Source organism: Enterobacter sp. 2VL, from assembly GCF_005503595.1.
In the GTDB taxonomy this organism is placed as follows: Bacteria; Pseudomonadota; Gammaproteobacteria; order Enterobacterales; family Enterobacteriaceae; genus Enterobacter; species Enterobacter cancerogenus.
In genome coordinates this window covers 35,582-57,453 of the sequence record NZ_SCNE01000005.1, presented here as the reverse complement: position 1 = coordinate 57,453, position 21,872 = coordinate 35,582, and the positions used below count along the sequence as shown (strand labels likewise).

Genomic DNA, 21,872 nt, shown 5'->3' with positions numbered 1-21,872 from the left:
TTTAATGGATTAAATGAGAGAATGCTGATGTCTGTTAATACTGAAACAAGCCCGGCACAGGGGCAAACCAAGGTTCTTGAGAAAGATGGCGTTTACGCCTCTCTGTTTGAAAAAATCAATCTGACCCCGGCGTCCAGCCTGGGTGATATCAACACCTTTCTGGATGATGCCGCGCTGTCTGACGCCCCGGCGGGTGAACGTCTTACCGCGGCGATGCAAGTCTTTATGGACTGCATTCGTAAATCGGGTCAGCAGGTTGAAAAGCTCGACAAGACGCTGATTGACCATCACATCGCTGAACTGGACTATCAGATCAGCCGCCAGCTGGATGCGGTGATGCACCATGAGGAGTTCCAGAAGGTGGAATCCCTGTGGCGCGGCCTGCAGCAACTGGTGGACAACACGGATTATCGCCAGAACGTGAAAACCGAAATCCTGGACGTCTCCAAAGACGATCTCCGTCAGGACTTCGAAGACGCGCCGGAGCTGGTCCAGAGCGGCCTGTACTGGCATACCTACACCGCTGAGTATGACACCCCGGGCGGCGAGCCGATCGGTTCGGTGATCTCCTCTTACGAGTTTGATGCCAGCCCGCAGGACATCGCGCTGCTGCGCAACATCTCCAAAGTCTCCGCCGCGGCACACATGCCGTTCATCGGCTCCGTCGGCCCGACATTCTTCCTGAAGGACTCCATGGAAGAGGTGGCTGCGATTAAGGATATCGGCAACTACTTCGACCGCGCCGAATACATCAAGTGGAAATCCTTCCGCGACACCGACGATTCCCGCTACATCGGGCTGGTGATGCCGCGCGTGCTGGGCCGCCTGCCGTACGGTCCGGACACCGTGCCGGTACGCAGCTTCAACTACGTTGAGCAGGTGAAGGGCCCGGATCACGAGAAATACCTGTGGACCAGCGCGTCGTTCTCCTTCGCCTCCAATATGGTGAAGAGCTTCATCAATAACGGCTGGTGCGTGCAGATCCGTGGCCCGCAGGCGGGCGGCGCGGTGAAAGATCTGCCTATCCACCTGTATGATCTCGGCACCGGCAACCAGGTGAAAATCCCGTCAGAGGTGATGATCCCGGAAACCCGCGAGTTCGAATTCGCCAACCTCGGCTTTATCCCGCTGTCTTACTACAAGAACCGCGATTACGCCTGCTTCTTCTCGGCGAACTCCGCCCAGAAACCGGCGCTGTACGACACCGCCGATGCGACCGCCAACAGCCGCATCAACGCGCGTCTGCCGTACATCTTCCTGCTGTCGCGCATTGCCCACTACCTGAAGCTGATCCAGCGTGAAAACATCGGCACCACCAAGGATCGCCGCCTGCTTGAGCTGGAGTTAAACACCTGGGTGCGCGGTCTGGTGACCGAAATGACCGATCCGGGCGACGAGCTGCAGGCGTCACACCCGCTGCGCGATGCGAAGGTGGTGGTGGAAGACATCGAGGACAACCCGGGCTTCTTCCGCGTGCGTCTGTACGCTGTGCCGCACTTCCAGGTGGAAGGGATGGACGTGAACCTGTCTCTGGTCAGCCAGATGCCGAAAGCGAAAGCGTAAGGCGGTAGCAGGGATGAAAATTTATCGTCCGTTATGGAGTGACGGGGCGTTTCTGGCCCCGCAACAGTTCCAGCAGCAGGCCCGCTGGGATGCGCACGTTGCTGATAACGTCGCGCGAATGGCGCTGGCGCATCCCTGGGGTGTGCTGTGCGCTGAGTTTGACGACAGCGCACTGTCGCTCTCCCGCCTCAATGCCACGCGCCTGGCGGTACGTTTTGCCGACGGAACGCTGGTGGACACGGATCTGGCGGATAACCTGCCGCCGGTATGTGATGTGTCCGCAGTGGGGCAAGAGAGTGTGGAGGTGCTGCTGTGCCTGCCACTGCTCAGCGCGAACGGCGGTAATCTGGATGACGGGCGCGACAGCGCCCGTCCTCGTCGCTGGATGTCTGAGCGGGTGACGGTTCAGGAGCTTGCCGGTCATGAACGTAGCGATCTGGCGGTACTGCGTCATGCGCTGACGCTGCGGCTGTCCACCCAGGAAAACAGCGCGTACCTGACCTGCCCGGTGGCGAGGCTTACCCGCAATACGCAGGGGCAGTGGGTCCGGGATGCCGAATTTATCCCACCGCTACTGTCGCTGGAGGCCAGCCCCGTACTGACGGGGGAACTCAGGGATCTCCTGCACCGCCTGTCAGCAAGACGTAAGCGTCTGATGTCGATGCGACGTGAAAGCAATGAGCGGATGGCGGATTTCGCCGTGGCGGACGTTTCCCTGTTCTGGCTGCTTAATGCCCTGAACAGCGCCGAGCCCGTGTTGACAGAGCTGCACCAGACGCCGACACGTCACCCTGAACTGCTGTATCGGGAGCTGGCACGGCTTGCCGGCAGCCTGTTGACGTTTTCTCTCGAACACCACGCCGACGATATACCTCCTTACCGGCACGACACGCCGGAGCGAGTATTTCCGCCGCTGTTTACCCTTCTGGACCATCTTCTGGAGGCCAGCCTGCCGTCGCGGGTTATCGCCATTGCGCTGGAACAGGGTGAGGACCAGGAGATCTGGCGCGGAAAACTGCACGATGCGCGGCTGCGCGAAGGCGCGGATTTCTATCTCTCCGTGCGTTCTTCCATGCCAAACCATGAACTGCAGACCCGCTTCCCGCAGCTGTGTAAAGCAGGCAGCCATGACGATGTGTCTGAGGTGGTCAATATCGCCCTGAGCGGCATGGTCATTAAACCGCTGAGCCATGTCCCTGCGGCTATCCCGCTGCGTCTGGAGAACCAGTACTTTGCGCTTGACCTGTCCACCGATGCGGCCCGCGCCATGCTGGAAGCAGGAAACTGCACCTTCTACACGCCGCAATCGCTGGGTGACGTGAAACTTGAACTCTTTGCGGTGCTGCGCTCATGAATACCCCGGATATTGATCTGATTAACCAAACGTTTTATCCAGGCTGGCTGATGGTCAGCCAGTTGCGAAGTGGCCATGAGATACAGGACGGCGAGGCGCTTTACCGCCGCGCCTGCCGGTGGGTGAAGGACGCCCGCGAGTCTCTGACTCAGGCTGGCTTCAGCGAGCTGGGCTGTGACCGGATGTTATATGCCTACTGCGCCCTGCTGGATGAGAGCGTGCTTAACCGTGACAGGCAGGATGATGGCTACCGCCGGTGGCGTAAAGATCCGTTGCAGGCCCGGTTTTTTAGCACCCTGAACGCGGGTGAAGAGTTGTGGGAGCGCATCCGCCTCATCCTGCGGGAACCCGCGCCGGATGTTGCGGTACTGACCTGCCTGTACCGGACGTTACAGCTCGGTTTTGTCGGCGAATACCGCGCGCAAAATGACGAGCGGCGCGAGGACGTGATCCGTGCGCTCAGCGAGCGTGTACCGCCCTTTACCCTGACGCAGGAATCTCCTGTGGTGGTCAAGGCACCAGGGCTGCGCAGTGGACGCAGACTGTACTGGCTGGGCTGGGCGGCAGGCTTTGTGGTACTGGTGGCGTTGTGGTTCACCTTTTCCTCAGTGCTGGCGCAGATGGTGTCACAAATTACAGGGCAGGGATAAGGGATGCGTGAATTATCCCGGGTGGTACTGACGATGCTCGCCACTGTGCTGGCGCTGTGGCTGGTACTGGGTTTCTGGCCGCTTTCCGGCGGGAGCAAGTTTGCCCTCTGCCTGTGTATTTTACTGACGGGCGGCGCGGTGCTGTGGCGACGGTTTCGGCGTGTATCTGCAGTCCGTGACCAGCATGAAGAGAACATTCTGCCGCCTGAGGGGTTTCAGGGGGCAGTGGTATTCGTCTGTGGCGATACCGCATCGCTGTTTTCGCAGGGCATGACGCATCGGGAAACGCGCCAGGGCTGGTATCTGCGGGTAGATAATGCTGAGCAACTGCCGTTGTTGGCCCAGCATCTGGCGAACGCCCGTCCTGACCTGGTGCCCCAGGTTTCTGTACTGCTGGCGGTCGTGCCGGAGCAGCATCATTCAGAAGAGGGGCTGTCGCAGTCTCTGCGCGGATGGCGGCGAAGTATTGCCCAGTGCCGCGCGTGGCTGAATGGCCTGCCGCCGGTCTGGATCGCGGTCTGGGTAACGCCGCCGGAGGGCGAATGCCCCGAAACGGAGGACTGGTTTACCGTGACGCCGGACCTGCCGGGTGTGCGGGTGCGTCAGAGCAGCCATGTTCCGCTTCCGGTTGATGACTGGCAGCGTGAGGCCACCGGTAACGCTTCCCGGCTCTATCATGCGCTCTGGCTGGACAGCGTGCTTGCGCTGACGGAGCGTCATATTAACCCACCGCTGAGTGCCCGACAGGCAGAACTTCCGGCCCTGAAACTCTGCGCCTGCGGTATCAGCCTGACGCCGGTCTCTGCCGTTGCGGATAATCTCTGGCAGCAGCAAATAGGGGAGATCACCACGCTCGCCCCGGACAGTGCTCCCGTGTCGGAGATGCTCTCTCTCCCGGATGTCCTTCTTCCGTATCTGCCGCGCCGCCAGGGTGTCAGTCGCCGGATGCAGGATATACGTCTGGCTGGGGGTATCTTTTTTCTGTTCCTCGCGCTGGCGATGCTGGCTTCCTTTATTAACAACCAGCGACTGGTCCGCAGCGTCGGCGATCACCTTGCCGTCTATCAACGCCTTAGCGGTACGCCGCATGAGCCAAAACTGCAGGCTCAGCAGCGTCTTCGCGCCGACAGCCGCCTGCTTGATGACTGGCTGCGTCGCGGCGAGCCGCTGCGCTACGGTCTGGGGCTGTATCAGGGGATGCGTCTGATCCCGCCAGTGGAGGCAGCTATAAACGACTGGACGCCGCCACCTCCGCCTCGTCCGATCATCAAGCAGATCGTGCAGGGACCGCAGACGATCCGTCTCGACAGCATGTCGCTGTTCGACACCGGCAGGTGGGCGCTCAAATCCGGCTCGACGAAGCTGCTGGTCAACTCGTTGGTGGGCATCAAGGCGAAACCCGGCTGGCTGATTGTGGTGGCGGGCCATACCGACAGCACCGGCGACGACAAGTCTAACCAGGTGCTTTCTCTTAAACGCGCGGAATCGGTGCGCGACTGGATGCGCGACACCGGCGACGTGCCGGAGAGCTGTTTTGCGGTGCAGGGCTATGGCGAAAGCCGTCCTGTCGCAACCAATGACACGCCGGAAGGCCGGGCGCTGAACCGCCGTGTCGAAATCAGCCTGGTGCCGCAGGCGAACGCCTGCAAGTTACCGGGCAACCCCCATGCGTCATCGCAGGATGATGGCGCATTAAAAAATGAAATGGAGAAATAACATGGCAATTCCTGTTTATCTGTGGCTCAAGGACGACGGCGGCGCGGACATCAAAGGGTCCGTGGACGTTAAAGACCGCGAGGGCAGCATCGAAGTGGTGGCGCAGGAGCATAACCTGTACATCCCGACCGACAACAACACCGGCAAGCTGACCGGCACGCGTATCCACACGCCGTTCCTGTTCACCAAGGAAATCGACTCCTCCAGCCCGTACCTGTACAAGGCGGTGACCACCGGCCAGACACTGAAATCGGCTGAATTCAAATGGTACAAAATCAACGACGCGGGCCAGGAAGTGGAGTACTTCAACACAAAACTGGAAAACGTGAAGCTGGTGAAGGTTGCGCCAAAAATGCACGACATCAAGGACCCGGCGTTCGAGAAGCACAACCATCTGGAACAGATTGAGCTGCGCTACGAGAAAATCACCTGGACCTATAAAGACGGCAACATCATTCATTCCGATTCATGGAACGAACGCACGACTGCGTAATTACCCGGGCAGACGGTTTTCCGTCTGCTTTTTTTGCTGAGCGCCTGCCCCGCGGACGTTCAGCAAAGAACACACAATCTGCCTGCCTGACCTGATGCGCTTTGGTAAGTCAACAGCGAGGGGCGGTAGCGTGCCCGGAACTGATAAAGAGAGAATCTCATGGAAAATCCAGCCATCCTGCTACGTCGTCTTAACCCTTATTGCGCCCGTGCAATGGAAGGAGCCGCCTCCCTGTGTCAGACCCGGGCGCATGCGGAAATCCTGCCCGAGCACTGGCTGCTGAAGCTGCTGGAGCAGGGCGAGGGGGACATCACGGTGATTGCCCGCCGCTACGAATGGGACATGGAGGCGATATGGCAGGACCTGCTGGCATTCCTGGATACACGCCCGCGTTCGGTGCGCAGCCGTCCGCAGCTCTCGGACGGTTTACAGACCCTGATGCAGAACGCGTGGCTGCACGCCTCGCTGGCGGGGGAGACGCACATCCGCAGCCAGCACCTGCTGATGGCGATAGTGGAAAAGCCGTCTCTCCTGCGCTGCGACGGCCTGTGGCCGCTGACCACCACCGGGCAGAGCCAGCTTGAGCGCCTGCGCGGGCTGCTGGATACGCAGTCCGACGAGCGGGAAGAGGTGCAGCAGGAAGAAGAATTAACCAAAAGTGATGAGGTTGAGTTCGTGGGCCGTCCGGTGAATGCGGATATAAAAGAAGGGGAACTCAGTCCGGCGCTGCAGAACGCCCTGGACAAGTTCACCCTCGACGTCACCGCCCGCGCGCGCGACGGTAAAATCGACCCGGTGTTCGGCCGCGACAATGAAATCCGTCAGATGGTGGACATCCTCTCAAGACGCCGCAAGAACAACCCGATTCTGGTCGGCGAGCCGGGTGTCGGCAAGACCGCCCTGGTGGAGGGGCTGGCGCTGCGCATTGCCGAAGGCAACGTCCCGGAGAGCCTGAAACCCGTCGCCGTGCGCACCCTCGACCTCGGCCTGTTGCAGGCGGGGGCGGGCGTGAAGGGGGAGTTCGAACAGCGCCTGAAAAACATCATTGAGGCGGTGCAGCAGTCCCCGCTGCCTGTTCTCCTTTTCATTGACGAGGCCCACACCATCATCGGGGCGGGCAACCAGGCGGGCGGTGCGGACGCGGCCAACCTGCTCAAGCCCGCGCTGGCGCGCGGGGAGCTCAGAACCATCGCCGCCACCACCTGGAGCGAGTACAAACAGTACTTCGAGCGCGACACCGCGCTGGAGCGCCGCTTCCAGATGGTCAAAGTCGACGAGCCGGACGACGACACCGCCTGCCTGATGCTCAGGGGCCTGAAATCCCGCTACGCGCAGCACCACGGGGTGCACATCACGGATGAGGCGGTCCGCGCCGCCGTCACCCTCTCAAGACGCTACCTCACGGGCCGCCAGCTGCCGGATAAGGCGGTGGACCTGCTCGACACCGCCTCCGCGCGTATCCGCATGAGCCTCGACACCGTCCCGGAGCCGCTGACCCGGATGAAGGCGCAGCTCACGGCGCTGGATATGGAGAAGCAGGCGCTGCTGGAAGATACCGCCATGGGCAGCACCCTGTCCGGCGAACGTCTGGCGGCGATTGAGCAGGAGGAGAGCCGCATCACCCGCGACCTCGGTGCCCTGGAAGCCCGGTACGGAGAAGAGCTGAACCTCACAAAACAACTCTCGGAATGCCGCCAGGACCTCTCCCGCCACGCGGACATCGCGGACCTGCAGCAGCAGCTCACCGGCGTGCAGAACGGCAGCCCGCTGCTGGGCCTGGACGTGGACGCCCGGACCGTGGCAACGGTGATTGCCGACTGGACCGGGGTCCCGCTCTCCTCGTTAATGAAGGACGAGCAGACGGAGCTGCTGAGCCTGGAGGATAACCTGGCCAGGCGCGTGGTGGGCCAGGACGCGGCGCTAAACGCCATCGCGCAGCGCCTGCGCGCCGCCAAAACCGGCCTTGCGCCGGAGAACGGCCCGCAGGGCGTGTTCCTGCTGACCGGGACCAGCGGCACCGGCAAGACCGAGACCGCGCTGGCGCTGGCCGATGAGCTGTTCGGCGGTGAGAAATCCCTGATAACCATCAACCTCTCCGAGTACCAGGAGCCGCACACCGTCAGCCAGCTCAAGGGCTCCCCGCCGGGCTACGTGGGCTACGGCCAGGGCGGCATTCTTACCGAAGCCGTCAGGAAACGCCCGTACAGCGTGGTGCTGCTTGATGAGGTCGAGAAAGCGCACCGGGATGTGATGAACCTGTTCTACCAGGTGTTTGACCGGGGCTTCATGCGCGACGGCGAGGGGCGTGAAATCGACTTTCGCAACACGGTCATCCTGATGACCTCGAACCTCGGCAGCGACCACCTGATGCAGATGCTGGAGGAACAGCCGGAGGCCAGCGACGGGGACCTGCACGAACTGCTGCGCCCCATCCTGCGCGACCACTTCCAACCCGCGCTGCTGGCGCGCTTCCAGACGGTGATTTACCGCCCGCTGGCGCAGGCCGCCATGCGCACCATCGTCGGAATGAAGCTGAATCAGGTGAGCAAACGCCTGGCGCGCCACTACGGCATGAAGACCACAATTGCCGACGGCCTGCTGGACGCGCTGACCGGTGCTTGCCTGCTGCCGGACACCGGGGCGCGCAACATCGACAGCCTGCTGAACCAGCAGATTTTGCCGGTGCTGAGCCAGCAGCTGCTGACGCACATGGCGGCGGGGCAGAAGCCGCAGCATCTTACCCTCGGCTGGGATGAGGATGAGGGAATAGTCATTGAGTTGCAGCAGGCAGGTGAATAATGACTATCCAAGATACAAAAAAGGACGAAAAAAAAGAGAATAAAGAGGAAGGGACGTTACGGTTAATGACGCCAGGAGAAATCAAACTGGCAAAATCCGTCTTCATGTCCACAATTCCCTATAACAAAGTTTGGATCCACTGCGACAGCTATCTGCCTTTTGGTCTTCAGGATAACCATACGGCAATGTCTCCGAATGGAGAGATCTATTTTCGGCTACCGTTATACCATAAAGATTTTTCCCAATCGGTAGACGATTTCCAGCACCTTTTTATCCATGAGATGAGTCATGTCTGGCAATACGGCCATGGAATGAATGTTATTGCCCGGGGCTTGGGCAGTTGGCTGGTAAGTTACCGATATACCCTGGATGGCAGGCTGTTAAGCGAATATCCCATGGAGCAGCAGGCCCAGATTATTGCCGATCACTTTGTACTGGACAGTTGCGGATATTATTTATGGAACCGCTTGCGTCAAGGAAAAGAACCGGTAATCACCTGCGATGATGATATCCCTGAAGTAATTATCAGAGAAAAATATAAACACTGTCTGAGGGGGTTCCCATGGTAATGAGAAATCGTATTCGCACCTGGTACCGTTGTGCCCTGCTACTGGGAGGTTCATTTCTCCTGATGGGATGCCCAGGCCCAGGAGATAGGATGCAGTTTGATGAAACCGCGAGCGTGTACTCGACCGGGGATGATGTTTGTTTCTCCATTGCTTCTTCAGATGGCTACCGACTTTACGATATCGCGATAAATTTACGAGGGACGCCACCGAAGGGTAAGAAATTCATATTTAATCCAGCGCTTATTATTAGTGACGGCCGTTTATGTATATCCCCCTCTTTTTATCGCTTTGCGGACGATGGGGAGTTCATCGTCGAATATCTTCTGGTATCCACCACTAATAAAGATGACAGGGTCGCCAGAAAGATAGTTGTCGGGGTCGGCATGAAAAACAAGCGTGCATATAACCTGCAACTCACCAACAGGGAGATTGCGCGTCCATATGGTGAATTATCCCCACAATAAAAACAGATCCTGAACTGTCTTTTATTGCGCAAAGTTTATTAATCTGGAATCAGAGCCATGAGTCTAAAAAACACGCTTTCTGAAACTCTCACATCTTCGCTTAACCGTTATCGCCTTGATATCCCGTCCTGCTCGTCACCTCTGGACGTTGAAGAGTTCAGTGGCCGCGAATGTATGAGTGCGTTGTATCTGTACACCATTCGTTTCACCAGTATTGACCACGATATTTCTGCAGAACAGTTACTGAATAAGTCTGCCACTCTCTCAATGGGAACAGGCTCCCTGGCTGCCATGACTGGAATGAAGGTGCTCCATGGCACCGTGACACATTTTCGACGTATCAGTGGCTCTGCAGATCAGTCTACTTACCAGATTCTCGTTGAACCGTTTTTTGCGCTTTTGGGCCGGCAGTTCCGTACTCACCGTTTTTTTGTGAACAAATCCGTCCCGGAAGTGGTGGAGCAGGTATTGCAAGAACACGGCCTGCACGGCTGGGAGTACGAGTTCAATCTAAAACAGAACTACCCGAAGCGTGAGCAGATAAACCAGTATCAGGAGAGCGACCTTACCTTTATTCAGCGTTTGCTGGCCGAGGTGGGGATATTTTACTGGTTCACTCTCCAGGAGGATACGCAGTCGGAAGTAGTACACTTTGCCGACGCACAGCGTGCGCTGATGTTTGGTAAAACGTTGCCAGTAAACAGTCCGTCCGGGATGAGTGACAGCGGCACGGATTCGGTGTGGGGGCTCAACGTCTCACACAACGTGGTGGAAGCAAACGTCACCACGAAAGATTACAACCACCGTGACGCGCAGAGCGTACTCCAGTCCGCCCCTGCCGATATGACGCGGGGCGACGGCGAAGGGATGACCTACGGCGAGGTGTATCACTACCGGCTGCGCCATCTTGAGCGCGGCGATAAAATTGACCCGCAGGCGGAAACCGCCAACTTCTATGCACGTCTTGACCATGAGCGTTTTCTGGCGGAGCAGACGTTGATAACCGCTGCCAGTACCGATTCCACCCTTTCTCCGGCGCAGGTGCTTACCATCACCGACAACCTGCCGCCGACTTTGCCAGAAACGTTGCAGGCACCAGTGTTGATTGTCAGTACACATTTCACCGCCAGCCGAAAAGATGCACTGCGTGTGGATATCATTGCTGTCCCGTACAGCGAAACGCTGTGCTGGCGTCCGCCACTGCTGCCGCGCCCGAAAGTGACCGGCACCATGACGGCGCGCGTCACCAGCGCAAAGGCTAACGACATCTACGCCTGGCAGGATGCGTCCGGCCTGTACCGGGTGAAATTTGATGCCGACCGGGATGACAAGTCGCAGGGCCAGGAGAGTATGCCGGTGCGCCTCGCCAAACCCTACGGCGGTGACGTGTACGGCTTCCACTTCCCGTTAATTCAGGGGACAGAAGTGGCAATAGCGTTTCATGAGGGCGACCCTGACCGGCCGTATATCGCCCATGCCCTGCACGACTCCCGCCACGTCGACCATGTCACGGAGAAGAACAGCACCCGCAACGTGATCCGCACGCCGGCGAACAACAAACTGCGGATGGAAGATAAACGCGGCGAGGAGCATATCAAGCTCAGTACCGAGTACGGCGGCAAGACGCAGCTGAACCTGGGGCATAACGTGGATGCGTCCGGGGCACTGCGGGGGGAAGGTGCCGAGTTGCGGACGGATGATTGGGTGGCTATACGGGGTGGAAAAGGGGTTCTGCTCAGCGCGTACAACCAGTCCAAAGCACAAGGGAAAATGCTGGAGATCTCAGAAATTGAATCCCTGCTGTCTCAGGCAGTTAGTCAGATGGAATCTCTGTCGCAGGCTGCGAAACAGGCAATGTCACAGGTGCTGCATTATGAAAAGCAGCAAAAGCTAATGGAAGATCGGTTGTTGGCATTAAAACAAGCGGTACTGCTTGCTGGGGCACCACAGGGGGTATCTCTTGTCAGTGGCAGCGATTTTCAGATTGCTGGCAGCGAAGATATCTTTATGACTTCTGGTTCAAATACTGAATTAGGGGCTATGAGTAATATCTCGCTGGCGGCAGGGAAAAAGGTTTCACTGTTTGCGCAAGATAACGGAATAGAAGCAATAGCCGCTAAAAAGGATGTTGTTGTACAGGCTCAGAGTGGAAAAATAGAGGCTACGGCGAAGCATTCGATATCCATATCCAGCACTGATTCGGATATTACTTTGACGGCAGCAAAAAATCTGACTCTTAATTGCATTGGTGGTTCATATATTCGCCTTTCGGGGGCAAATATTGAGATAGGTTGTCCTGGTGATATTCGATTTAAGCAGAGCAAGCTGTTGTACAGTGGCCCTGCATCACTTGATCCGGTCATGCCTGATTTACCCGCCCCGGGACCGCAGGCAATTAAATTCATGTTTTTTGATTCCAGCGGCATTGATTTACCTTCATCAATGAAAGTCAAGTTGTTTGATCGAGAAACTGGAACTGAAGTATGGTCATCACCGATTACGGATGGCGAATCCGAACTATTCAAACAGGACAAAAGTCAGAGTTTTTATGCAATTGCGGGTGGTGAACAATGGACATCAGTTATGGTTGATGAAAATAAAACAGAATCTGACGAGCAGGAAGATATTATATGGGAGGATTTCGATGAACATGGTCCGCAATTTGACACAGAAGAAGGAATGGAGTGATTTACATGCAAAAGTATACTGTGCAAAAAGGCGATAGTCTCTGGAAAGTTAGCAAGGTTTTTGGACTTTCTGTCAGTGAACTGGCGACTGTAAATAATCTTAATACCCATGAAGAACAAAGTATTATTTATCCTGGTCAGATATTGATTATACCTGAAAAACATAAACAATATGATACTCGACTGACAATAGAACTAAAAAATCTGCGATGGGGAGTATACCCTAAAGCGCACTTACGACTTACTTTTAACGGAGAGCAACATGAATATCTCACTGATAAGAATGGAGTAGTGCAGGGGGTATTAATCGATGATTGCACTAAAGGTATTAAGGTTGAATTAAATCAATTTGATGGGAAGGGATATTTTACCATTGCATATCACCGTCAATTACCTCAGGGTGAATTTCGTTTCAGAATATCCTCGCGAGAGATGATTTTTCAGGGAAATACCAGGGCTGCGGAAGGAACGTCAGTATCGTCAAAGACAAACGAGAAAACCAGATTAGAAAATAGAACTCCGGGTGACGGCAAAGGGGATAATTATAAAATAAATTCAGCAAGAACTGACAATCTGGATAATGGAAATGAAGACTATGAAAGTAACGGGGCTGGTAAACCGTCCTGCGATGCAGGGACCGTGGGGGGGACAGAGAATAATAAATCTAATGATAATAAAAATCAGAATTCAATTCTGGTGCCACCTGTTGATAACGGAAAAACGTCAGAACAAATAAATACTCGGGTGGAAGGCGGAATTCCGGTTCAGGTAAATCCAACGGGAAATCATGAAAAAGGATTACGTCTTCCTCCAGAAGGTGAACCGTACAGAGCATTAATCCTGGAGGCTTCTGAAAAGTATGGCATGGCGGCCGAAGGGATCGCGGCATTTATCCAGGCTGAATCTGGCTGGAAAGCCAATGCTGACAATGGGATTGCCGTAGGGTTGGGGCAGTTTACAGTCCCTGCTTGGATACAGGGAAGCACTTATAAAAAATCCAAAGTATATCAGTTTAAAGAAAATAAAAGTATAAGCAATGGGGATATATTAAAATTACGATATAAGGCAGAATATTCTATCGATATGATAGGTGCTCAGTATGAACATATAATGAATATGCTGGGTAAGCGATTTACACCTTTACCATCGTTGACAGATGATGAAAAAATAAAATTGATGTATTTTTTCTATTCTGGTGAAGCACGAGCTTGGGATATTATGATGAATGGGAAAGATAATGACAAATATTATCCAAAATTTGATGCCAGCGATGAAAACTATGATTATATATTACGTAGGCAAGGTTTAGATCATCAAACAATTGACACATTATATTCTATTGATAATAAAGGGAAGACAGCCTTTACTGCTTGGATTTTGAATCGAACCGATTGTTTTATTATCCCTGAATTTTATCGTCTTGAGCCTAAAGATAAACTAGGGGATACAATTTCATTAGGAAATATAATAAATAGGTTTAATTCTAAATTTAATCCAGATAATTTTAAATTGCCTGTTAAAACAGAGAGAACGAGCGATAAGTCGGATAAGAAGGCTGAGGAGGAATCGAAAAAAGAGACAATGTGGAGTAATCCTATTCAACCTCATTGCAGGATAAGAACAAAGAGATTTAATCCTGAGGGTCCTCACAAAGCGAGTTTTGGTTTTGTCAGAGATGGTGGTCATCGTGCTCATCAGGGAGTTGATATTGAAGCTGATGCAGAAACACCTGTCTATGCAGTTTGTGATTGTCATCTTGTTTATTATGAATTTCAGAGATCTTATGGGAATACACTTTGTATAGGTGTTGATGTAAATGACTTAACACCAGAGAAACAGAAATTGTGCGTTTATAAAGATAAAAAATTAAAAAAAATTTATTTTTTCTATGCACATCTCACTGACGCAGCAGATTTTATTAATGAATATTTAAAAACAAAGAAAAAAAAGAAACTGTTTATCAAATCTAATACGGTAATAGGCATTTCTGGATATACCGGAAATGCAGGAGATTGCACTCCTCCTATGAATTCCATCAAGAATGGCGGTCATTTACATTTTGAAGTAAGGACCAAACCATCTATTGCTGGGAAAAGTGGGCTCAATTATCGTCTGGATCCTGCTCCATTTATTGATGGTTTTAATTATCCATGAGGTGACTATGTGTAAATTGAACTATATTTTTTGTTTTTTATTTTTAATCCTTAATAGTATATTCTCTAAAATCGTTTTTGCAAACGATAGCCTATTGAAAGGTGCTTTCGAAAATATTGACCCAGTAGTAGTGGAACATGAATTCGAAAGACAGCAATATCGCGTATACAAAGATGAACAAAATAAATTACCTGATAATAAGCGAGATAAATATCTTCTTCAGAACGAATATTGGTTGGTAAATAAAGATGAAAAACTATGGTTTGGATTATTTAATGGAAAGTATTTGTATTTCGCATCTGATAAATATCGACCAGGTTTACCTATGGGAGGATATGCACAAGAAAAAATATTAAGAATAAAAGCAGAAGGAAAAATAATACAGTTTAGATTATATGCCGATGATGATGTATACCCATTAGACTGTGATTCATATCGAGGTCTTATATATAAAGATACAAGAAATTACACAGCTTTTTTAACCAGTTGCGGTTATAAGGAAAATAATCAACATGATGCTAAAACTGCAATGCATGTATATGTTTTTATTTATGATAAGCGCACAACTTCTTTATTTAAAATATTTAGTTCAGTCATGTCTGTAAACCGCTCTTATAGTGAGATTGCGAATCTATTCAATATAAAAGAGAATAATGGAGTCTATATTTATCCTGATCCCGCTAACTACGTTAACAGAAAGTGTGTTTTTGAAGTCAAAGATAATAAAAAAGTATTTCCCTTAAATCCAAAAACATTAAAACCTTGGGACTATAAATTAGTTGAAAAAGCCAAATCGTGTCGATTACAGTGTCAAGATGATCCCGATGATTGCCCTGATGATTGTTCACTTAATTATTGCTCGCCACTTAGTGTGCCGGTTGTTGTGGAACAATTTTCTGCGCCTGTAACGCAATGACTAAGGTGTAGAGTGACATCATGAGAAAAATAATTTGTGTTGGCGATAAAACATCCCATGGTGGTGTGGTACTAACCGGTTCTGGGTTAGTATCAGTTGACGGGAAGTCTGTTGCCAGAAAGTTTGATAAGGTCTCCTGCCCAGTGCATGGAGCAAACTATATTATTGAAGGTGATGAGATGCACTGCGATAATGGAATTTCTATTGCTCTTGAGCAGCATCATTGTGCTTGTGGCGCAATTCTTATTGCAGCAGTCGACAGGTTTTATAAGGGGTAAACAATGCCTGTTGATTTGTCACAATGCCCGCCTGAAAAAAATACCAGAATATCACCACCATCGATGTGGCTGTGGGGGATATTATTTATAATTATTTTTGTTTTCTTCGATTTTTTATCATTAAATTATTTCTCTTCTTATTTATCAGTGAATAAATTTCTTTTTTGGTTTGAATTAGCAGGCATCCCGGTTCTAATATGGGGAAGCACATTGTTTTTTCGTTTATTTATCTGGAATAATTCCATAATGAAAGCAGAACAATGGAATGCAGCCAGAAATAACTATTACAATGAACTGGTAATGAAAGGTCAAAAGGGCCTTGAAGTTTTGAAAGTTATATCGATTACGCCAGATGAAAAGGGTAGAGATTCAAGAGTATTAAGCAATTCATTGCTTCCAATGAGGTATACACCGCAAAAGAAAAAATTTGCCCGCTATCTTGTCTTTCACAGTTCAATTCCATCTTATAATAATAAAAATTATCTAAATAAAAGAGAGTATTACTTATTCTGCGATAAAATCAAGTCTGTGCTGGATGAGTTAAGATTATCGCTGTACCTTATCCCAAAAACTGCAATTGTAACTGTTTTTTGTGTCTTACCCGAACACCTGCGAGAAATATTTAATAATATCTGGATGGATTATATTCAGAATCTACCTATAAAAACTCAGGTAAATTTCTGCGAAGAGTTTTCTTCCGCTCTTGATATTTGGTTGGATGATGAAGATACGTTATTTGATAGTGAGCAGTATCTTCTTCTTTTCAGTTCTGTAATTTTAACGACAGAATTCTATGATAATGATGATTTCGATGGGAAAACGGAGAGTTTCACCTGTTTACTGGGTAAAAAAACTATAACTGGAGCCAAAGTGCTTCCAGCTAATATATTGCGCCGGCCTGAGTCGGACTATAGTGGTATCAGGAAATCATTACTCTGGGGTGACATAATTAAAACAGGCGACCTTTCTGGGGTGTTATTTTCAGGTCTTAACGAGGATGAAAAAAACAAAATCATCAATATGCTAATCGACTATATTTGCATAGAAAGTATTTATGGGTTTATTGATTGTTCATTACTATTTGCAAATAGCCACCCAACGAGTGAACTTTTATTAACTCAATATGCTCTGCAAAATGTCAAACCTGGTAATTATCTGTTAGTTACTAAACCTAATAACAAAATCCTTTCTTGGTCTTTAAATATTGCCAATAATAGCGATGGTGAAGCATGAAAAGACTATTAACCAGATTTTCTGGAGTGTTTTTTTTAATACTGTTCGTCATGTTGTGTCTTGCGTTGTTCATTTTCGTCGGCGCGAATATGGGATGGGATTGGCAGAGTGACAGGAAACGCCTTCTGGTAATTTTTTCTGGTGTAGTTGTGATGCTTTCTCTATGGGTTATACTTAACCGTTCTCTTTCTGGCATGATTACGCAGTTTCGCTTTTTTAACTGGCTTAGAAAGCACCAGGAAAATGAAAATCAAACTTCTGTAACCAATATAGATAATAAAGTTTTTTATCAGGGTGCTATTCCGTCAATAAAAGCATTGCATGGATGGCGTTGGCGCAACAAAACACGCATTTTGCTTGTTACAGGGTATACTGCTCAGATTGAGCAATTGCTCCCCGACCTGACCGTGCAGCGCTGGCAGAAAAATGACAACACACTGTTGCTGTGGGGGGGCGATTTTAATAATGCTCCGGATGGAGTATGGCTTCAGCAATTGCACGGATTTGGTCGTCGTCCCTTGGACGGTGTTGTGTGGATAACAGATCTCAATACTCAGAATAGTACGCAAGGTCAGTCAGTAGCGTTTACATTGTCCTCAGCGGAGCAAATGAGTGGTTTAGTCCGCTACCTGTTGATGGTATTTACCATAACAGGTTGGCGTGTGCCGCTGTATCTCTGGTCATTGCATGAGCATCAGCCAACCGACTTGGAGAGCATATCAGCGACTTGTCTTCTCCCCGCAGAATGTACTTCTTCAATCTGCCAAACTCAGTTGACAAGGTTATTGCCGATGCTGGTGGAGCAGGGTACACAGCGGGTAATGCAGAATATTCATCATAATTTTTTGCTGAAACTGGCAGATTTTCTGACGCAGAATCATACAGGCATCAGTGATTCATTAGCGATATTTTTCTCCCCTCTCCGTCCGTTATCTCTGGCAGGGATTGTGTTCAGTCAGCCTTCCTCTGTTCCTACAAAACGTGTTCACCATGACTGGGTTCAAGATGCACGCTGGGATGCGCTGCTGGATTCCTTGACCAAACTGCCGCCTGGATTGAAGGCGCGAAAAATAGGATTTTCTGGACTGAAGGCATCAGGTATTGCTGTTGCTGCGATGTTGGTGCTGTGGGGCTCAGTAGCAGTTACCTCCTTCTTTATCAATCGTTCTATCATCCATACCTCTCAGGAGCAGGTAGGGCAGGTATCGGCAGAGGAACAGCCGCTGGCGGTCAGATTACACGCACTTTCGGAACTGCAGAAAACCCTTTCCCGCCTTCAGTATCGCGCGGAACACGGTGCGCCGTGGTATGCCCGCGGCGGCCTTAGCCAGAATGATGAACTCCTGGCGGCCTTGCTGCCGCGCTACGGCGAAAATGCGATACCGCTGCTGCGCGATGCGGCGGCTACTCATCTTCAGAAACAGCTGAGCGCCTTCGTGCAGCTTCCGCCGGACAGCCCACTACGCGAGAAGATGACCAAAACCGCTTACGACCAGTTGAAACTGTACCTGATGCTGGCCCGACCGGAGCGAATGGACGCCGCCTGGTTTTCCGGCATGCTGATGCAGGACTGGCCGCAGCGTTCGGGTGTGAAAGACGGCATCTGGCAGGGAAGCGGCACATCGCTGCTTCGGTTCTACGGCGCCAATCTGGTGACCCATCCGCAGTGGCGATTGCATCCTGATGAAGGGCTGATTAGCCAGGCACGGACGCTGCTGATCCGCCAGATGGGGATGCGTAACAGCGAATCCACGCTGTACCAGAAGATGCTCGCGCAGGTGGCAAACCAGTATGCCGACATGCGCCTGTCGGACATGACCGGCGATACGGATGCGTCGCGCCTGTTCACGACCGGTGAAGTGGTGCCGGGGATGTTCACCCGCCAGGCGTGGGAGCAGGCGGTGCAGCCCGCCATTGAAAAGGTCGTCAGGGAGCGTCGCGATGAAATGGACTGGGTACTGAGCGACACTAAACAGCCAGCCACACAGCAGGCCTCCCCGGACGCGCTGAAAGCGCGCCTGACGGAACGCTACTTTGCTGATTTTGGCGGCGTCTGGCTCGACTTCCTCAATAGCCTGCGACTCCAGCCGGCAGCTACGCTGTCGGACGCTATTGACCAGTTGACCCTGATGGCCGATGTGCGTCAGTCGCCGCTGGTAGCCCTGATGAACACCCTAAGCGTACAGGGACGCACCGGGCAGACCGGGGAGGCAATGTCCGATTCGCTGGTCAAATCGGCGAAAAACCTGTTTAACCGCGATGAGCAACCCGCCATCGACCAGCAGGTCGGTGCACATGGCCCGCTCGATGCAACCTTTGGGCCGGTACTGGCGCTGATGGGCAGTCAGACGAAAGGGACGGGCAATGCGGACCTCAGCCTGCAAACCTTCCTGACTCGCGTGACTCAGGTGCGCCTGCGCCTACAGCAGGTGACCAATGCCACCGATCCGCAGGCGATGACCCAGGCGCTGGCTCAGACGGTGTTCCAGGGAAAGGCGGTGGATTTAACCGAAACCCGGGACTACGGCAGCCTGGTGGCGGCGGGACTGGGCCAGGAGTGGAGCGGCTTCGGGCAGACGGTATTCGTTCGCCCCATGGAACAGGCCTGGCAGCAGGTGCTGACCCCGGCAGCGGAAAGCCTCAATGCCCAGTGGCAAAGCGCGGTGGTCGCGGACTGGAACACGGCGTTTGGCGGCAGGTATCCGTTTAAGGATGTCAGCAGCGAGGTATCCCTGCCGCTGCTGGCGAAATACCTCAATGCCGATTCCGGACGCATTACGCAGTTTCTGCAGACCCGGCTAAACGGCGTACTGCATAAAGAGGGAAGTCACTGGGTACCGGACAGCATAAACGCTCAGGGGTTAACCTTTAATCCGGCCTTCATTCGCGCGGTCGATACCCTGAGCCACCTCTCCGATGTGGTGTTTACCAACGGCGAGGCCGGGCTTTCTTTTGAGATCCGCCCCGGCACGGCTGATGGCGTTATGCAAACCACGCTGGTGATTGATAGTCAAAAGCTGAGTTATATGAACCAGATGCCCGCCTGGAAGCGATTCACCTGGCCTGCGGATACGGAAGCCCCGGGTGCGGCCCTGAGCTGGATCAGTACCCAGGCCGGAACGCGGCAGTACGCCGATATGTCCGGCGCATGGGGCTGGATACGGCTCCTGGACAAAGCCACGGTCAGCGCCTACCCGGGAACGGGCAGTAGCTGGAGTCTGAGCTGGCAGGCTCAGGATGGCAGGCCGCTGAACTATACCCTGCGCACCGAAGCGGGAGAAGGGCCGCTGGCTCTGTTGAAATTACGTAATTTTAGCCTGCCGGAGGCCATATTCAGCGTCAGCGCACCTGCAATGGCCTACCCGGCAGAGGACGAAGATAATACAGAGGAGACGTACTGATGGCGACCGTTGAGACATTGATTAGCGCCTGCCAGGCCAATGCAGATGACGTGGCTGCGCGGACGCAACAGCGTCTGTCGCTATGGGAAAACTGGCTGCAACCGGTATCAGCTGAAAATCCAGTCGGGGAAGACCCGGGCTACGATGATGATTTTCAGCAGATGCGGGAGGAGGTAAACAAACTCTCCGGCGCAGACACGGACCTGGTCTGTCAGCTTGCCGAAAAACTGCTGACCACCACAACCAAAGATATTCGCGTGGTCTCTTATTATGCCTGGGCGCGCCTGCATCGCGATGGTGAGGCGGGCCTGGCAGACGGTCTTGAGCTGATGGCAGCATTAGTGCTGCGTTATGGCGTACAACTGCATCCGCAGCGCGAGCGCAGTCGCCTGGGGGCGTTCGAATGGCTTGCCAGCGCCAGAATGCTCGACAGCCTCGCACGTTACCCGGAAGTCAACAATGCCGATACCCTGCGTATTACCGGTGCGCTGTTACTGCTGGAGCAGGCAGGAGAAATCGTTTTACCGGCCGGGCTTTACACCGCGCTGGAAACGCGTCTGCAAAAATCCGGCGGCCCGGAGGCCGTTGTGCCGCAAAACGTTAGCGATACCGGTCATACATCCATGACGGACGCGAACGTGCCCTCGCTGGGTGGAATCGCGTCAGGGCAGGAGCTGCTGGCGCAGGCGCGAGTGCTGGCTGATTACCTGAGAAACCAGCCGGAAGGATGGCTGTCCGCCCACCGTTTAATAAAAAACCTTCGCCACGACACGCTTCACCAGCTACCGGCTCTCCTGGCAGACGGCAGAACCCGCATTGAGCCGCCGAAACCCGACCAGCGGGCGCTTCTGAAACGCCTGTATTTGCAGCAGAGCTGGCGGGAATTGATGGAGGAGGCGGACAGCCTGCTGTCACGCGGGGCCAACCATCTGTGGCTGGATGTGCAGTGGTATCTTCATCAGGCGCTGGTCAAATCAGGCCGTGAACACGAGGCGGCCATTATCCAGGCTGACCTGAAAGGGTTTCTCTCACGTCTGACGGGGCTGGAGACGCTGGCCTTTAACGACGGTACGCCGTTTGCCGACGAAGTAACGCTTAACTGGATCCAACAGCAGGTGCAGGAGAGCACGACAGGCTGGTCTGAGACACACACGCTCGGGGCTTCTCCCGCAGTGGACGATGAGGACATTCTGCAGCTTGAGACAGAAGCCTTAGCCCTTGCCGATAGCGAAGGGACGGAGGCTGCGCTGGCGTGGCTGCAAAATCGCCCTGGCATCACCTCAAGGCGCAACCGCTGGCTGCTGCGTCTGTTGATGGCGAGAGTCGCCGAGCAGACGGGCAAAAATGAGCTGGCGCTGCACCTTTTGGGTGAGCTGGACGACGGGGCAACAACCGTCACGCTCACCCAGTGGGAACCCGGGCTGCTGTTTGAAGTAAAAGCCCGCCGCCTGAAACTGCTGCGCATGAAAGCAGGACGTAGCGAGGCTGATAAGGCACGTCTGAATCCGGAAATGGAGCTGCTGCTGGCTGGGCTGGTTGCAATTGATCCGGTAAAAGCCGCAGTACTGTGTAACTGATTACGCTCTCACCACATT

Annotated in this window: 15 protein-coding genes; all 15 read left to right on the top strand. The window is 52.9% G+C overall.

The features are described from left to right. Positions 1–27: 27 nt before the first annotated feature. The 15 genes from tssC (at position 28) to tssA (ending at position 21,854) form a co-directional block, all read left to right on the top strand. On the top strand, positions 28–1,563 hold the full coding sequence (tssC, locus tag FFS28_RS13485) for a type VI secretion system contractile sheath large subunit (protein WP_137849803.1): 1,536 nt from the start codon (positions 28–30) through the stop codon (positions 1,561–1,563). Between the two features lie 13 nt (positions 1,564–1,576). Then, positions 1,577–2,917 carry a type VI secretion system baseplate subunit TssK gene (gene tssK / locus FFS28_RS13480; RefSeq protein WP_137849802.1) on the top strand — a complete coding sequence of 447 codons (1,341 nt, stop codon included), beginning with the start codon at positions 1,577–1,579 and terminating at the stop codon, positions 2,915–2,917. Beyond that, positions 2,914–3,567 carry a type VI secretion system protein TssL, short form gene (gene tssL / locus FFS28_RS13475; protein WP_137849801.1) on the top strand — a complete coding sequence of 218 codons (654 nt, stop codon included), beginning with the start codon at positions 2,914–2,916 and terminating at the stop codon, positions 3,565–3,567. Before tssK ends, tssL begins: the two co-directional genes overlap by 4 nt. Positions 3,568–3,570: 3 nt before the next feature. After that, a complete protein-coding gene (locus FFS28_RS13470; protein WP_137849800.1) occupies positions 3,571–5,283 on the top strand; it encodes an OmpA family protein in 1,713 nt (570 codons plus the stop codon). A 1-nt stretch (position 5,284) separates the two neighbouring features. Then, complete coding sequence (hcp, locus tag FFS28_RS13465) at positions 5,285–5,776, top strand: type VI secretion system effector Hcp (protein ID WP_006178104.1); 492 nt, start codon at positions 5,285–5,287, stop codon at positions 5,774–5,776. 159 nt (positions 5,777–5,935) lie between these two features. Further along, complete coding sequence (tssH, locus tag FFS28_RS13460; RefSeq protein ID WP_137849799.1) at positions 5,936–8,575, top strand: type VI secretion system ATPase TssH; 2,640 nt, start codon at positions 5,936–5,938, stop codon at positions 8,573–8,575. Further along, entirely contained in the window at positions 8,575–9,144 is a 570-nt protein-coding gene (locus tag FFS28_RS13455; protein WP_171007411.1) for a type IV secretion protein Rhs, read from the top strand. Before tssH ends, FFS28_RS13455 begins: the two co-directional genes overlap by 1 nt. After that, complete coding sequence (locus tag FFS28_RS13450) at positions 9,138–9,608, top strand: putative T6SS immunity periplasmic lipoprotein (RefSeq protein WP_348994650.1); 471 nt, start codon at positions 9,138–9,140, stop codon at positions 9,606–9,608. Before FFS28_RS13455 ends, FFS28_RS13450 begins: the two co-directional genes overlap by 7 nt. Positions 9,609–9,665: 57 nt before the next feature. Further along, a complete protein-coding gene (locus FFS28_RS13445; RefSeq protein ID WP_137849796.1) occupies positions 9,666–12,296 on the top strand; it encodes a type VI secretion system Vgr family protein in 2,631 nt (876 codons plus the stop codon). Positions 12,297–12,301: 5 nt separating this feature from the next. Next, complete coding sequence (locus FFS28_RS13440) at positions 12,302–14,449, top strand: LysM peptidoglycan-binding domain-containing protein (protein ID WP_137849795.1); 2,148 nt, start codon at positions 12,302–12,304, stop codon at positions 14,447–14,449. Between the two features lie 7 nt (positions 14,450–14,456). Next, positions 14,457–15,365 (top strand): hypothetical protein, encoded by a 909-nt coding sequence (locus FFS28_RS13435; RefSeq protein WP_137849794.1) that lies wholly within the window; start codon positions 14,457–14,459, stop codon positions 15,363–15,365. A 20-nt stretch (positions 15,366–15,385) separates the two neighbouring features. Then, a complete protein-coding gene (locus tag FFS28_RS13430) occupies positions 15,386–15,643 on the top strand; it encodes a PAAR domain-containing protein (RefSeq protein WP_137849793.1) in 258 nt (85 codons plus the stop codon). Positions 15,644–15,646: 3 nt separating this feature from the next. Next, on the top strand, positions 15,647–16,876 hold the full coding sequence (locus FFS28_RS13425) for a KPHS_23130 family T6SS system protein (protein WP_137849792.1): 1,230 nt from the start codon (positions 15,647–15,649) through the stop codon (positions 16,874–16,876). After that, entirely contained in the window at positions 16,873–20,277 is a 3,405-nt protein-coding gene (locus FFS28_RS13420; protein WP_171007410.1) for an ImcF-related family protein, read from the top strand. The genes FFS28_RS13425 and FFS28_RS13420 overlap by 4 nt, the downstream gene beginning before the upstream one ends. Continuing rightward, positions 20,277–21,854 (top strand): type VI secretion system protein TssA, encoded by a 1,578-nt coding sequence (gene tssA, locus FFS28_RS13415; protein WP_137849790.1) that lies wholly within the window; start codon positions 20,277–20,279, stop codon positions 21,852–21,854. The genes FFS28_RS13420 and tssA overlap by 1 nt, the downstream gene beginning before the upstream one ends. Positions 21,855–21,872: the final 18 nt, after the last annotated feature.

Bases quoted from the DNA above. Each gene is read 5' to 3' on its own strand.
- tssC (WP_137849803.1), top strand. From the start codon at position 28: ATGTCTGTTAATACTGAAACAAGCCCGGCACAGGGGCAAACCAAGGTT.
- tssK (WP_137849802.1), top strand. From the start codon at position 1,577: ATGAAAATTTATCGTCCGTTATGGAGTGACGGGGCGTTTCTGGCCCCG.
- tssL (WP_137849801.1), top strand. From the start codon at position 2,914: ATGAATACCCCGGATATTGATCTGATTAACCAAACGTTTTATCCAGGC.
- FFS28_RS13470 (WP_137849800.1), top strand. From the start codon at position 3,571: ATGCGTGAATTATCCCGGGTGGTACTGACGATGCTCGCCACTGTGCTG.
- hcp (WP_006178104.1), top strand. From the start codon at position 5,285: ATGGCAATTCCTGTTTATCTGTGGCTCAAGGACGACGGCGGCGCGGAC.
- tssH (WP_137849799.1), top strand. From the start codon at position 5,936: ATGGAAAATCCAGCCATCCTGCTACGTCGTCTTAACCCTTATTGCGCC.
- FFS28_RS13455 (WP_171007411.1), top strand. From the start codon at position 8,575: ATGACTATCCAAGATACAAAAAAGGACGAAAAAAAAGAGAATAAAGAG.
- FFS28_RS13450 (WP_348994650.1), top strand. From the start codon at position 9,138: ATGGTAATGAGAAATCGTATTCGCACCTGGTACCGTTGTGCCCTGCTA.
- FFS28_RS13445 (WP_137849796.1), top strand. From the start codon at position 9,666: ATGAGTCTAAAAAACACGCTTTCTGAAACTCTCACATCTTCGCTTAAC.
- FFS28_RS13440 (WP_137849795.1), top strand. From the start codon at position 12,302: ATGCAAAAGTATACTGTGCAAAAAGGCGATAGTCTCTGGAAAGTTAGC.
- FFS28_RS13435 (WP_137849794.1), top strand. From the start codon at position 14,457: ATGTGTAAATTGAACTATATTTTTTGTTTTTTATTTTTAATCCTTAAT.
- FFS28_RS13430 (WP_137849793.1), top strand. From the start codon at position 15,386: ATGAGAAAAATAATTTGTGTTGGCGATAAAACATCCCATGGTGGTGTG.
- FFS28_RS13425 (WP_137849792.1), top strand. From the start codon at position 15,647: ATGCCTGTTGATTTGTCACAATGCCCGCCTGAAAAAAATACCAGAATA.
- FFS28_RS13420 (WP_171007410.1), top strand. From the start codon at position 16,873: ATGAAAAGACTATTAACCAGATTTTCTGGAGTGTTTTTTTTAATACTG.
- tssA (WP_137849790.1), top strand. From the start codon at position 20,277: ATGGCGACCGTTGAGACATTGATTAGCGCCTGCCAGGCCAATGCAGAT.